Raw genomic sequence first — 13,349 nt, 5'->3', positions numbered from 1 at the left:
CGATTGAATATGCTGCCATTTCTTAATAATCTTCTTTTTTACATCTTTTAAGTTTATGACTTTTGTGGCAGTTTTGATATCAAATTGCTGTAAAACTTTTTTCTCGGTAAAATCAGAGATTTTCAGACGTTTTCGCTGCAAAATACTAAACCATTGTTCAACCTGATTCATCCATGAACAATGGACGGGAGGATGATGAAATACAAAGTTGCTCACCAGTCATTTCAACCTGGATATTTGAGCTACGGAGAAAGCATATTTGATTTTTTTGCCATCCTACAAAAAATATCTTTTTCTATTTTCGACCCTTTTTTGCGGTGAGTTGTATTTAGTTCTTGAGCATGGTCAGTTATGAGGATAGTTGGTGAGGTTTACAGTGAATAGCCTCTCTATTTTCTCTCAAACTGACAATTTTTAGCTTGACAGACCACTAGGTTTGAGTTATGCCGATTTTTGCACTTCTTAGCAGGTGTAATTTCTGCTATTTTAGCGATCGCATCGTATTCTTGAGAGTGCTGTTTAGCTAAAACAAAATTCATCCCCCGCTCCCCTTTGGGTAAAACGTGGGATGAATTTTGGGCGACGACGAATTGACTCCTAAAGTTATCTCGTTAAGAGTCTCCGACTGGAATGCCTAATGGCAGGGCTACCACCTCTTAACTTGCGGCAGAGCCAAAATAGAGACTTAACAACAAAAGTTAGCTGATCCCATCCTGCTGAGACCTAAGTTGAGTCTCTGGCTGACTTGAGCCAGCAGGCAAAACCCGATGTTCAGATGCAGAAGTTCCATTAGGAGAATCTGGAGGCTTTGAACCTCCCGATCCCTTCCGAGAAAATATAGCCTCAGCCAGAGTCTTAACTAAAATGTACAGAATTGGCACTAAGAACAAACTCAAGAACGTCGCAAGCATCAGCCCCCCAAAGAGCGCTGTTCCTAAAGACCAACGGCTGCTGGCTCCAGCCCCTTGAGAGATCACCAAGGGCAAAAATCCTAACAGGGCTGCAAAGGAAGTCATTAAGATAGGTCGCAGACGTTCTTGTCCTGCTTTCACTGCCGCCCGCGTGTAGCTCATACCCTGCTCATGCAGCTGATTGGCAAATTCCACGACTAAAATCGCATTCTTTGCGGCTAGACCAATCAAAGTCACCAGACCTACCTGGCAATAGATATCATCCACCACTTTGGGGAAAAGGCTACTTGCCATGAAAATATTGGAACGTAGCCAAAGTGCTGTCATCGCTCCCAAGACTGCTAAGGGAACTGTCAGCAAAATAATCAGCGGGTCAATGTAACTCTCATACTGAGCCGACAGCACCAGAAAGACAATCACGATCGCTAAACCAAAAATCAGACCTGTAGCTCCCCCAGATGTCTTCTCCTGGAGATAAGTCCCTGTCCACTCGTAACCAAATCCCTGAGGTAAAACTTCTGCTGCAACTTGCTCCATCGCTTTAATTGCTTCTCCAGAACTAGAACCGGGAGCAGGAGCGCCCTGGACTTTGATTGACCTGTACAAGTTGTAATGCGAAATGGTTTTTGGCCCCACAAAGGGAGTAACTTTCACCAGATTGCTCAACGGAATCATCGCCCCACTTGCAGAGCGAACATACAGCTTGCCAATATCATCTGGATTAGAGCGGAAAATCCCATCTGCTTGGACATATACTCGATACTGTCGCTGCCCCTGCACAAAGTCATTCACATATTGCGAACCCAAGTAACTTTGCAATGCCCCAAAGATGCTGCTGAGATCGACGTTGAGAGCTTTGGCTTGGTTGCGGTTTACTTGGATGTCAAATTGCGGAGTGTCTGCGGTGAACTGAGTGAAAACTCGTTGTAAAACAGGCTTTTTATTTGCCACCCCAATGAATTTGTTAGCAGTATCAACCAGGGTTTGAATTGGCGCACTTCCGGTTTTGTCTTGAATGATAAATTCAAAACCACCCGTAGTACTTAATCCTCTAACCGGAGGAGCATTTACAGCGATCGCTCTAGCATCTGTAATTGCAGAGAGCTTTTTGTTCATCCTCTGAAGTATTCCATAGACAGACTGAGACTCAAGAGTTCTCTCTTTCCAGGGTTTGAGGTTAGCAAAGGCAATGCCTAAATTAGAAGCATTGCCATCGAAACCAAAGCCACTGATCATAAAACTAGCTTGAACTTCAGGAAGCGATGTTACTTCTTTGACAACCTTATTCATCACAGATTCGGTGTATTTCAAAGAAACCCCATCAGGCCCCTGGACAACTACAAAGAAGTAACCCTGATCTTCCTCTGGAATAAATCCGGTAGGCACTGCTCTGTACATCAAAACTGTTGCTACTAAACCAGTAATGAAAACCCCAATTACAATCGGCTTGACATGGGTAAGGTAGCTAACAAACCCGACATAGCGGCGTGTGAACCAGCCAAATCCCCGATTAAACTGCGTAAAAAACCAGCCTAAAGGGCCCCGTGGAGTCTGAGCTGGGCGCATCAGGATGGCTGCCATCGTCGGAGAGAAGGTTAAGGCATTGAAGGTCGAGATGCCAATGGAGCAAGCAACGGTTAACGCAAATTGTTTGTAGACAATCCCAGTAGTGCCGGGAATGAATGCAACTGGAATAAATACCGCCATGAGTACAAGTGAAGTGGCAATGATTGCCCCAGTTAACTCTTTCATGGCTTCGACAGCAGCATCAAAGGGCTTCATGCCCTCTTCTAGTTTGACTGCAACTGCCTCCACAACAATAATCGCATCATCAACGACGATACCGATCGCCAGGACGAAACCAAATAAGGTCAGTGTATTAATCTGAAATCCTAAAACCAACAGAGCCGCACATGTCCCAATCAGAGAAACGGGGATCGCAACAGTGGGAATGATCGTGGTCCGCCAGTCTTGTAAAAAGACAAAAATTACCAAGACCACCAGGATAATCGCTTCAACCAGAGTGTGTAGAACTTCTTCTAAAGAAATTTCTACAAATGGAGTGGTATCAAATGCCAACTGTGCTTTTAGTCCAGGTGGAAAACTCTTTGATAGTGTTGCAATCTGCTCTTCAACAGCATGGGCAACTTGTAGGGCATTACTACCCGGAAGTTGATATATCCCCAAACCAACGGCTGGCTTGGGGGTACTTCCTGGTAGGGTGAATTTGGCATCAGCGAGATAGCTCTCTGCTCCCAGTTCAACTCGACCGACATCTCTGACCTTAACTAGGGTGCTAGTGCTGCTATTAGTGTTGCTATTAGTGGTGCTATTAGCGGTGCTATTAGCGGTGCTATTAGTGCCACCTTGACTTACCTTTAGCACCATATCCTCAAATTCAGCCGCATCTTTAAATCGACTGGTTGCCCGTAAAGCAAATTCAAAGCTTTGATTATCTGGTGCTGGTTCCTTACCAATCGCCCCTGCACCCACCTGAATGTTTTGTTGTTGCAGGGCAGCTGTCACATCTTGAACAGTTAGTTGATGTTGGGCAAGCTTGTTGGGATCAAGCCAAAGACGCATGGCATATTTGCGCTCTCCAAAAATCGTCGCTTTTCCTACACCAGGAAGCCGTTTGATCTGATCGAAAATAAACAGATCAACATAATTACTGATAAAAATGTTGTCATACTCATTATTTTCTGAGTAAAACCCAAAGACGAGAAGCAGACTGCTCGATGCCGTTTCAACTGTGACACCTGTGCGTTGAACAGTATCTGGTAATTGAGGGTCAGCAAGTGTTTCTTTATTTTGAACGTTTACTTGAGCAATATCGCTATTGACATTAGTTGGGAAGGAGACAGTTATATTGCTCAAACCATCATTACCCGTATTAGAAGATATATAAGATACATCTTTAACACCATTAATTTGTCGCTCAATAATGTTGGTGACAGTACTTTCTGTGGTTTGAGCATCCGCACCAATATTATTGGAGCTAACGGTGATTTGCACCGGAGCGAGGTCTGGTAGCTGAGAAATCGGCAGGATCGGAATACAGATGCTTCCCAGCAGCAAGATGATGAACGTACAGACCGTCGTCAGGACTGGACGTCTGATGAAGGTATTGACAAACATAAATCAGTGAAAAGTTTAAGACAGGTTAGTGAGGTAGTAGCTTTTTATTAATATAAGGATTTATTAAGGTTTAGTGTTGCGATCGCCCAAAATTAGGAATTGGGGAACTTGGGGCCTCTGCTAAGAGAGCAGGAGAGAGGTCAAGATTTGGTCTAAGGGACTTGCAAGTAATAAAATATCCCAGTATTTCTTGTAGGATGGGCGTCTCGCCCGGACTGTGAACTGGGCATTCATGTTGCCCACCCCACAAGATTGGATAATTTATTTGTTGGAGTTCCCTAATCACTTGAAAAATGCGGTAATGAATCTAAATTTCTAATTAGCTTTGCCATTACCCTGAAAATTTAACAAGTGATCATCATTGACCCAAATTGCTTGTTGAGGCACAGAAATGGAAATTTCAGCTTGGTCTAGGGCAATTTTCAGGCGGCGGCGAAACTCTCGCGCTACATCCCATTGTTTGAGGGGCTGTGTTTTAATCCAGACGCGAATAATCAAACCGCGATCGCCAAATTGATCTATTCCCAAGACTTGCGGCGGCTCCAAAATTTGAGGCTGCCATTGTATTTCTTGATTCATCTGGGAACCAACAGTTTCTATCAATTTCAAAGCCTGTTCTGTATCGGCTTGGTAGGCGATCGGGATTGTTAAATCGGCTCGTGACCAACGACTAGAGAGATTGGCCACAACTTTAATTTCACCATTGGGAATCGTGATCAAGCGCCCTTCCGAATCCCGCAGTTGAGTCATCCGCAGATTCAGATTTTCTACTAAGCCTCCCACGTCTCCCACAGAAATCACATCGCCTAAAGCGTACTGGTCTTCTAGAATGATCAAAAAACCGTTAATCGCATCTTTAATTAAGTTTTGCGAGGCCAGAGACACTGCAACACCAACTAAACTCACACCTGCTAGCAAGGGAACAATATCTATCCCCAATGACACTAGCGCCAGCAAGAAGCCTACTCCTACCCAGATAATAGTAGCGATGCCTTTAGTCACGCCAGAAAATGTGGAAACTCGCAGTTGCAGCCGTTCAGAACTTTCTGGAGTCAGTAAAGCACCACTGCTGATCAGAGTGGTAGTGAAGCGGTCAATTAGGGCGTAGGTAAGACGGATCACCACATAGGTTCCTAAGAACACGACACCTAATCGCAAAGGAAATTGCGCGGCTGTGAGAATTCCTACCTGAAATGGTCGTGTATAGGGAAATAGACCCAAAATAAAGAAACTTCCACCTCCCCAAATTCCGGCTTGAGTTAGCTCAAACAATCGTCTTTTGACTTCTTGGAGATGCTGCTTTTGGCGTTGATTCAGTTGTGTTGCAATTGGTTGAGCTGCTGCTACTGCTGGTGAAATTGGGGAGTTTAGGGGCCCTATGGGGGGTTGGGAGGCAATGGGGTGTAATAAATCTTTTTTGGAGCGCCGCTGCCAGCTATATACCCCCAAACTCATGATCATCATTGCCAGTCCAGTGCCCGCAGCAATTTTACCTTGGTAGATTAAAGATTGAGTTTGTCTTTCTTGCTTTGCTTGTTGCAAGTCTTCTTGTAACGATTCCTTTATTTGATTTGCTGATGTCGATATGTCTACCTCTCGCAATCCAGCATCCTCAGAAGTGATGGTCATCAGGTATTGATCGTTGACATAAATTACTGGTAAGTCGTTTACTTTGCGAACTTCTACCTTGACTGCTGTTTTTGGTGGTGACTTAATGTAACTTTGGCTAATTTTCTCTAACTTCTTTTGAATATCTTCTGAACGCTCAGGAAAGTTGGCTTTTGATGCCGCTATCTGAAATAACCGCCGACCATCTAAATAAATCCAGCCTGAAACAACTCTATTATTTGAATCATTACTCACGCTGCTGGGAGCTTGCAGCTGCGGTAACAAAGGAATTTGGGCTGTGGCTTTTGGCACAGAGACAACAGCTATGGCCATTGAACTAGCGATCGCCAAAAATTGAAAACGCACTCAAACACCTCCTTAAGTAAAATTTACTATTGACTACTTCTATAACCATCCTCCGCAATTACTTTTTGTAAATGTACCTATCTAAAGTTGAGGTTTTCCCTTTAAATAATTAAATTTTGATGTTTTTTCTTGTTTTATATCTTTAGATAGATGACAAAATATTTATAATCAGTGATAAGGCTGAGATAGTCTTACTATTAACCAAAGATAAAACAAAAGGGAAGAAGCTGGGGATGAAGTTGACAATTTTGCCTATAAAACGTCAAGCTAGTTTTGAGGACTTATTAACCGTGCCAATTTTAGATTTTGGATTTTAGATTAAAAAAGTTTTTTGGTACATGCCCTGATGCCATTTGACGCCAGTCGCCTCAAGTCGGGAAACCCGCCCACAGCGCTGGCTCCTTTATGCCGGGAAACCCGTCCACCGCAATGGCTCCCCCTTGTGGATGAAACAAATCCAATCATCTGCTCCACAACTCGCTCTAAGCGTTCGCGCAGCGTCTCTTAGAGAAGCCATGCCGCAGGCTTTACGCTACGCTATTGCAAATCTAAAATCCAAAATTGTTTGACTAGTGATTTGCTAAATACAAGCAAAAATCGCCAGTAGTAGAATAACCTAGTAGAGTGCGTAAACTTTACGTAGCTTTTTTAATTTTTTGAGGTAACTTTTGATGACCGCAACTTCTCCCCGATTAAAGCACGAGGTTAAAGACCTCGGCCTAGCTGCCTTGGGAAGACAGCGCATTGAATGGGCTGGACGCGAGATGCCAGTTTTGCGGCAAATCCGCGATCGCTTCGCCCAAGAAAAGCCCTTAGCTGGGCTAAAGCTTGTGGCTTGCGCCCACATTACAACAGAAACAGCACATTTGGCGATCGCTCTGAAAGCCGGTGGTGCAGACGCGCTTTTAATTGCTAGCAATCCCTTATCAACGCAAGATGACGTAGCAGCTAGCCTCGTCGCCGATCATGAAATCCCCGTCTTTGCCCAAAAAGGCGAAGATAACGCAACTTATAGTCGTCACGTCCAAATCGCCCTAGATCACCGCCCCAACATCATCATTGATGATGGTAGCGATGTGGTTGCCACATTAATCCAAGAGCGCCAACACCAAATTGCCGATTTGATTGGCACCACTGAAGAAACCACAACAGGAATTGTGCGCCTCCGGGCCATGTTCAAAGATGGCGTTCTCACCTTCCCCGCAGTGAACGTCAACGATGCCGATACCAAGCACTTCTTTGATAACCGCTATGGTACTGGGCAATCGACCTTAGACGGCATTATCCGAGCCACAAATATTCTGCTGGCTGGTAAAAACATAGTTGTAGTTGGTTACGGATGGTGTGGTAAAGGTACAGCCCTCCGCGCCCGTGGTATGGGTGGTAACGTGATTGTTACCGAAATTGACCCGATCAAGGCAATTGAAGCCATAATGGATGGTTTCCGCGTCTTACCAATGGCAGAAGCTGCTAAAGTTGGTGATTTGTTTGTTACAGTTACTGGTAACAAGCACGTAATTCGCGCCGAGCATTTCGATGTGATGAAAGACGGTGCGATCGTTTGTAACTCCGGTCACTTTGATATTGAACTTGACTTGAAATACTTGGCTTCTCAAGCTAAGGAAATCAAGGAAGTGCGTCCCTTCACTGAAGAGTATAAACTGCAAAGTGGTAAATCAGTTGTCGTTCTCGGACAAGGACGTTTGATTAACCTGGCTGCTGCGGAAGGACACCCCAGCGCGGTTATGGATATGAGCTTTGCCAACCAGGCTTTAGCTGTTGAATACCTCGTGAAGAATAAAGGTAAGTTAGAACCTGGCTTGCACTCAATTCCCATTGATGTGGATAAAGAAATCGCTCGACTAAAGTTGGAGGCGATTGGAATTAAGATTGATACGCTAACACCAGATCAAATTGAGTACACCAATTCTTGGACTACTGGAACTTGATGATTGATTAATTGATTTTTTAGGGGATAGGCTTTTGGGCTTATCCCTTTTTTTGTGTTTCGTACATACTGCAAACCCGCAGGTTAAATGCAAATAGTACGAGATACAACCAACATTCTGCACTTCATTTTGTAGTAGTTATACATAGTGGCTTAGAGATAAATCCTAATCCATGCAAAATCATGACTTTAACAACATGACCAAAGTTAACTTTTTCTCCTTTTTCTTCACCTATTAAATCATTAATTATTTCTACCAATCCAATTGCATCTACTATTTATGCCAGTCGCCTTACCATAATGTGGATGGAGGCAAGGTAGATAAATGTCTCCGATGTTTCGGGCAATAACTCATAGTCTCTAACCAATCGCCGACACCCCATCAGCCAACCAAAAGTGCGTTCCACCACCCAACGTTTTTTGGTTCCATCTTTGCGCCAATTACGAAAATAGGTGTATACCGTCTGCCACAACAGAAAGTCCCAGGTAACGCTCGCCACTTCTTGAAGGGTAACCCAACACCAAGAATCCTCGATTTTGTTGGGTAACACGAATGTTAAACCCAATTTACAAATATTTTATTTTTTCGGAGTAATAAAAGAGCGCTAATTAACAGTTGCTGGACTCAATGCTATTTCTGATCATTAAGCCTCTGTTTGCTGTTCTTTGTTTAGTTCCTCTGTACTATATTTTGGCTGTATGACAGTTGGGGGTGCAGAATGTGGGATAAATGTTGTGAGTCTTGTAAGTGAGAAACAGAGATGAGAATCTTAGTCATTGGGGCAACGGGACCGACGGGACAGCAGATTGTCGAGCAAGGTTTAGCCCAAGGACACGAAGTAACTGCGCTAGTTCGTAATCCCGACAAGTTTGAAATGCAGCACAACTCCCTTCAAATTGTGAAGGGGGATATCCTTGACCCTGCCTCGCTAGATGCGGTGCAGCAGCAAGATGCAGTCATTAGCTCATTAGGCACTAAAAAAATCAGTCTTGAATCTGTGACGCTGTTGTCAGAAGGCACAAAAAAGTTGCTTCAGGCAATGGAGCGTCACAGCGTCAAGCGATTAATTTGTATCACCGGACTTGGAGCAGGCGATAGTAAAGGTCACGGCGGCTTGCTTTATGACAAGCTGATTCTACCGCTGATATTGAAGCGAATCTACGACGACAAAGATCGTCAGGAAGCCGAGATTCGTCAGAGTAATCTGGATTGGGTGATCGTTCGTCCAGGAATATTAACCAATGACCCTGCAAAAGGGAATTACCAAGTTCTGACTGACTTAACGGGGGTTACGGCAGGGAAAATTTCGCGGGCGGATGTGGCGGCTTTTGTCCTACAGCAACTCACTAGCGATCGCTATCTGAACCAAACACCCCTCATTTGTTATTAACGGAGCTAAAAAATATGGCAAACCCAACAGTGCTGATTGTTGGCATCAGCGGCGAATTAGGCACCAAGATCGCCAACGCGAGACAAAGGCGAAATGCAGGTACGAGGACTTGTACGTTTTGATCGCAACAAGCTGGATAACTTAAAGGCGAAAGCCGTTGAGTTTGTCGAGGGTGGCTCCGCCTTTAGAAGAAAACAACCTGATCGCCTTTTATAATACCTTGATGTTGTAATATATATCGGCTATGTCATTAAAAACTTGGTGTCTATTTTTGATCAAACCCTCCTTTCCTAAGAAAATTAAAATCTTTTCTAGTTGATCACCACTAATATCTGTTTTTTCCCGAATTTCTGCAAAGACTATTGGTCGAAGTTAAAAGCGTTGCTTAGTCAATATTGACATTATCAACGACAAAATCTGGATTCAAAGAGACGGTATAGAATACGGTATAGCCAACGAACTTGTTAACGCTGGTACTCCTAAAAATCAAATTGTTCTCGCCTTCCAACCAACCGATATCAGACAGTATACTGAATTTGCTGTTATTTAATTAAGTGTAGTTGAGTAGGTGCGTTACGCTGTCGCTAACGCACCTTACGAAAGTTGTAGGTTCTTAAATCGAAGATTCTAAACTATTTGAAGTAGGAACTGGGTTATCACTTGGAAATTATTAACTTTTCGCTGTTCGGCTGAAGACTCGATAGTATAGCCATGTACTAGTTTCCTTTAAGGGAAACAGCAGATAGGTGAGAGGATTTATTGTCACAATAATATTTCGGAAGTCTCGCCGTGCCAAAAATAAGATCGCACGAGCAACTTGCTGTGCAGACATCACTCCGTAAGGATTAAGTTGACTCTTAAATGGGCCAAGAATTAACTTGCGAATTACACAATTCCCATCCAAACGCTTGAGGGTAATAATATCTCCTAGCGATCGCTTGCTGAGTTCATAAAGCGGACTCAGCGCTGGAGAAACCTCAGCTTCAGAAGTGTTTACCCAAATTTCCTTCGTTGCTTTTGCTTGTGGGCCTATCACAGTTGTCAAAAATACATCCATCAACCGCAATGCTGAAAATGTATTCACTTCATAGGAGGAATTAATAGCCTCTGGTGTCCGGCTGGTGTAGACATTGACTCCGTGGTTGATAATTAAAATATCTACTTTCTCTAAACTATTCTTCAGTTCGGATTCATTACCTAACTGCCAGGGAACCACCTTTACCCCAACTTGCTCTACTAATTTTTCTGGATTAGTGGTTAATGCGACGACTTTAGCATTATTCTTTACAAGTTCAGCCGTTAATGCTTGCCCCAATGCTCCTGATGCTCCGGTTAAAGCGATGGTTTTCCCCTTGAGGGACAGTCCTGTACCAAGAATTTTATCCACTAGGGGAAAGACACCACTGTAGTAAGCGTTGACATCATCAAAATGATGCCGCCAATGGTAAGAGCGATTCACCCACCAAATGGATGGAATTGTCTCTAAAGGGCCGGGTAAGTGGTTGTAGTCTGTATCAATTTTTCCCTGGAAATATCGCAAGGACGCGCCATATAAAAAGGTGCAAGCATAAGCTACTCCCAGCCATAACCCCATTTGCTGGACAATTAAGGCAATTATCACCAATACCACCAGCAGTAGACTCGACTCTAAAATGTCGTGATAGAGCTGAGATTCTTGATAAACTTTCGGGGAAACTATCGATAAATCGCGGCGATAGGCCATGTGGTGCTTGTTGTGCCATTTAGCAAGCCAATTGACTTGGTGACACAAAACATGGTAGCTGTCTCTCAAAACCTCAGCGAGTAAAAGTGAAAAAAGTCCCCAAGTAGCAAACTGTAAGCTGGCATTTAGCCAAACCCAATTAATTTGTAATCTTGCTTCAATTCCAATCAAGTTTTCAGCTAGCATTTTTATCATGTTTGTCTATACTCGTTTTTCTTAATCATTCTTCATGATCATCTGATAAAGGTGCATTAAGGTCGAGCCTAGAGCAAACAAAAATCAAATAGACTTATTGTCATCCTACCAACTACCGCTATTTAGCCACAATATCCCAGTTGACTTTCAGATAGCCAGGTTCAATATGGGTAAAATGTTTGCTCAACTGCTGATGTGCTTTTGGTAGGGCATGAAACGGAATTGATGCGTACAAATGATGCTCTGCATGAAATGGCATATTCCACATGAAAAATCGTGCCGGCCAGAGGGTCAGCGTTGTACGTGTATTCGTGAGCAGATTTGCGTCAAGAGTACAACCTGTATGTTCTGCTAACAGAATAAACCGCAGAATCGGCTGACCAACAAGGAGTGGTAGCAGCCAATAGAGGAAAAACCAAGGCTGACTAACTGCAATTGAAAGAGCGATCGCACCAGCATAAATACCTAATTGCCATCGTGTGGAGCGAATAACTTCGGCTCGTGCTGCTTCTGGCACAAATGGAAAATTGTCAAATTGACCAGTTGCAACTTGAAAATGCCCAAGTATTTTACCCCACCACCACAGTAAACCGCTAATTATCAATAAGTATTTGCCCAGGTTGCTCGGTTTGAGATCGGTCAGTTCTGGATCTTTATCAGGAACACGAGTGTAGCGATGATGCCACTTATGATAACGACGAAAAAACGTGCTGTTGTAAAATGAGAGCAAGCCGGAAAACCAAGCCACAGCATCATTCAAACGATTGTTAGCAAAAGCCGTTCTGTGAACGCATTCATGCATCGGTGCAAACATCGAAGCCAGACTGAAGCCGTAAATTACCAGTGCTGGTATAGCCACCGACCAATTGCCAAAATTTGTTGCCCACAGGTAGCCACTGCAACCCATAACAGTGAGATGAAAAGCCAGTTGAACTAGTGCTTTGGAGTTGGAGCGATCGTTTAGAAGACTTAATTCCTGTATAGTGAGGATTTGGTGGAGTTTTTGCTCATTATCAGCTTTGGGTTCCAATAATTTAGATTGAATAATTGCTTTATTAGACATAATTTTAAGTAGGTTGGCGTGGGTTCGCTTCTAACTGCTGAATTCTGACTCCTGAATTCTGACTCCTGCTGTAATTTTAATAGACACCGTGAATTTAGCTGATTACACCAGCGCGAAAAATTTGTTCTGCGGTTAAATTCAACTCTGGGAAAGTTGATGATTGGATGCGGTCATTACCTCGAAATTTATTAATTAGATACTCACCTTCTTCTAAACAGCAAACCAAGACAGTAGGTTGTTTTGGCTTGCCAATGAATTCCCTACCACCCAATGCAGCATAGTCCACAATCCAGTATTCAGGAATTCCCATTTGTTCATAGTCAGCGTATTTTTTGTGGTAATCATCACGCCAATTAGTACTCACTACCTCTATTACTAAAGGAATAGATGCAGCAAGGCTTACAGTGGATGCTTTTTTCCATAGAAGTTCGTTTATTAAATTAGGCTGATTTAGTATAAGGACATCTGGTGAATAAGCTGATTCGTTTTCGAGTGGTTTGACAAATACTGTTTTTGGGATGAAATAAGGAAGATTTAATCGGTCTAATTCAACAATAAGTTTTCTGACTAAAAATCCAACGACCTCCTCATGGTCGCCTGTTGGTTGTGCCATCTCAACAATTACTCCATCATGGAGTTCATAACGTCGTTGTGGGTTGTCTGGGTATTGAGCAACAAATTCATCGAATGTAACTAGTTTGCGTAAAGCTTGAGTCATGGCTTTATTCCTCAGGGAGGGAGAGCAGGGGAGGAGCAGAGGGGCAGAGGGGCAGAGGAGCAAGGGAGGCACAGGGAGGAGCAGAGGAGCAGAGGAGCAGGGGAGGCAGAGGAAAAGAAAAAAGGTTTATTCTTCTAAGCGTATTGCACCAGAGGTGGGGACACAAGGATGTGGAGAATATTTACAATCAGTAATTAATAAGACTCGTAAATGAGTCTTTGATACGCGCTGACAAGTCTTTGATACTCGCTGACAAGTCTTTGATACTCGTGAATGAGTCTTTAATAC

General features: G+C 43.4%; 9 protein-coding genes and 4 pseudogenes. 4 read left to right on the top strand and 9 right to left on the bottom strand.

The window, feature by feature from the left end:
• The 4 genes and pseudogenes from V7K48_RS01745 to V7K48_RS01730 form a co-directional block, all read right to left on the bottom strand.
• Window positions 1-216: pseudogene (locus V7K48_RS01745) on the bottom strand (hypothetical protein); the annotation flags it as partial.
• Window positions 217-389: 173 nt separating this feature from the next.
• On the bottom strand, window positions 390-539 hold the full coding sequence (locus V7K48_RS01740) for a hypothetical protein (protein ID WP_335069013.1): 150 nt from the start codon (window positions 537-539) through the stop codon (window positions 390-392).
• A gap of 159 nt (window positions 540-698) precedes the next feature.
• A complete protein-coding gene (locus V7K48_RS01735) occupies window positions 699-4,049 on the bottom strand; it encodes an efflux RND transporter permease subunit (protein WP_335069011.1) in 3,351 nt (1,116 codons plus the stop codon).
• A 315-nt stretch (window positions 4,050-4,364) separates the two neighbouring features.
• Entirely contained in the window at window positions 4,365-6,023 is a 1,659-nt protein-coding gene (locus tag V7K48_RS01730) for a mechanosensitive ion channel family protein (protein ID WP_335069008.1), read from the bottom strand.
• 346 nt (window positions 6,024-6,369) lie between these two features.
• Between V7K48_RS01730 and V7K48_RS01725 the strand changes: the two genes are divergently transcribed.
• Window positions 6,370-6,531, top strand: a complete 162-nt coding sequence (locus V7K48_RS01725) for a hypothetical protein (protein ID WP_335069006.1) — start codon at window positions 6,370-6,372, stop codon at window positions 6,529-6,531.
• A gap of 163 nt (window positions 6,532-6,694) precedes the next feature.
• The gene (gene ahcY, locus V7K48_RS01720) at window positions 6,695-7,972 is read left to right on the top strand and encodes an adenosylhomocysteinase (RefSeq protein WP_335069004.1); all 1,278 of its coding nucleotides are present in this window, start codon (window positions 6,695-6,697) and stop codon (window positions 7,970-7,972) included.
• A gap of 145 nt (window positions 7,973-8,117) precedes the next feature.
• On the opposite strand, the pseudogene V7K48_RS01715 reads toward ahcY, so the two are convergent.
• Both V7K48_RS01715 and V7K48_RS01710 read right to left on the bottom strand, forming a co-directional pair.
• Window positions 8,118-8,249, bottom strand: a pseudogene (locus tag V7K48_RS01715) (DUF4277 domain-containing protein); the annotation flags it as partial.
• Window positions 8,250-8,390 (bottom strand): annotated as a pseudogene (locus V7K48_RS01710) (transposase); the annotation flags it as partial.
• A gap of 342 nt (window positions 8,391-8,732) precedes the next feature.
• On the opposite strand from V7K48_RS01710, the gene V7K48_RS01705 reads away from it, so the two are divergent.
• Together V7K48_RS01705 and V7K48_RS01700 are read left to right on the top strand one after the other, a co-directional pair.
• Window positions 8,733-9,362: an NAD(P)-dependent oxidoreductase gene (locus V7K48_RS01705; RefSeq protein ID WP_335069002.1), complete on the top strand. Its 630-nt coding sequence runs from the start codon at window positions 8,733-8,735 to the stop codon at window positions 9,360-9,362.
• A gap of 391 nt (window positions 9,363-9,753) precedes the next feature.
• Window positions 9,754-9,912 (top strand): annotated as a pseudogene (locus tag V7K48_RS01700) (element excision factor XisI family protein); the annotation flags it as partial.
• Window positions 9,913-10,032: 120 nt separating this feature from the next.
• Here the strand turns inward: V7K48_RS01700 and V7K48_RS01695 are convergent.
• The 3 genes from V7K48_RS01695 to V7K48_RS01685 form a co-directional block, all read right to left on the bottom strand.
• Window positions 10,033-11,280 (bottom strand): bifunctional sterol desaturase/short chain dehydrogenase, encoded by a 1,248-nt coding sequence (locus tag V7K48_RS01695; protein WP_335069000.1) that lies wholly within the window; start codon window positions 11,278-11,280, stop codon window positions 10,033-10,035.
• Window positions 11,281-11,398: 118 nt separating this feature from the next.
• A complete protein-coding gene (locus V7K48_RS01690; protein ID WP_335068998.1) occupies window positions 11,399-12,343 on the bottom strand; it encodes a fatty acid desaturase in 945 nt (314 codons plus the stop codon).
• Between the two features lie 94 nt (window positions 12,344-12,437).
• Window positions 12,438-13,061 (bottom strand): Uma2 family endonuclease, encoded by a 624-nt coding sequence (locus V7K48_RS01685; RefSeq protein ID WP_335068996.1) that lies wholly within the window; start codon window positions 13,059-13,061, stop codon window positions 12,438-12,440.
• Window positions 13,062-13,349: the final 288 nt, after the last annotated feature.

Source organism: Nostoc sp. (assembly GCF_036919615.1).
Classification (GTDB): domain Bacteria; phylum Cyanobacteriota; class Cyanobacteriia; order Cyanobacteriales; family Nostocaceae; genus Nostoc.
Note: the sequence above shows the minus strand (reverse complement) of the source record. Positions and strands in the feature narration are given on the sequence as shown.

What these genes read in the sequence shown, in the direction of transcription:
- V7K48_RS01740 (WP_335069013.1), bottom strand. Translation starts at nt 539, where the DNA reads ATGAATTTTGTTTTAGCTAAACAGCACTCTCAAGAATACGATGCGATC.
- V7K48_RS01735 (WP_335069011.1), bottom strand. Translation starts at nt 4,049, where the DNA reads ATGTTTGTCAATACCTTCATCAGACGTCCAGTCCTGACGACGGTCTGT.
- V7K48_RS01725 (WP_335069006.1), top strand. Translation starts at nt 6,370, where the DNA reads ATGCCATTTGACGCCAGTCGCCTCAAGTCGGGAAACCCGCCCACAGCG.
- ahcY (WP_335069004.1), top strand. Translation starts at nt 6,695, where the DNA reads ATGACCGCAACTTCTCCCCGATTAAAGCACGAGGTTAAAGACCTCGGC.
- V7K48_RS01705 (WP_335069002.1), top strand. Translation starts at nt 8,733, where the DNA reads ATGAGAATCTTAGTCATTGGGGCAACGGGACCGACGGGACAGCAGATT.
- V7K48_RS01695 (WP_335069000.1), bottom strand. Translation starts at nt 11,280, where the DNA reads ATGATAAAAATGCTAGCTGAAAACTTGATTGGAATTGAAGCAAGATTA.
- V7K48_RS01690 (WP_335068998.1), bottom strand. Translation starts at nt 12,343, where the DNA reads ATGTCTAATAAAGCAATTATTCAATCTAAATTATTGGAACCCAAAGCT.
- V7K48_RS01685 (WP_335068996.1), bottom strand. Translation starts at nt 13,061, where the DNA reads ATGACTCAAGCTTTACGCAAACTAGTTACATTCGATGAATTTGTTGCT.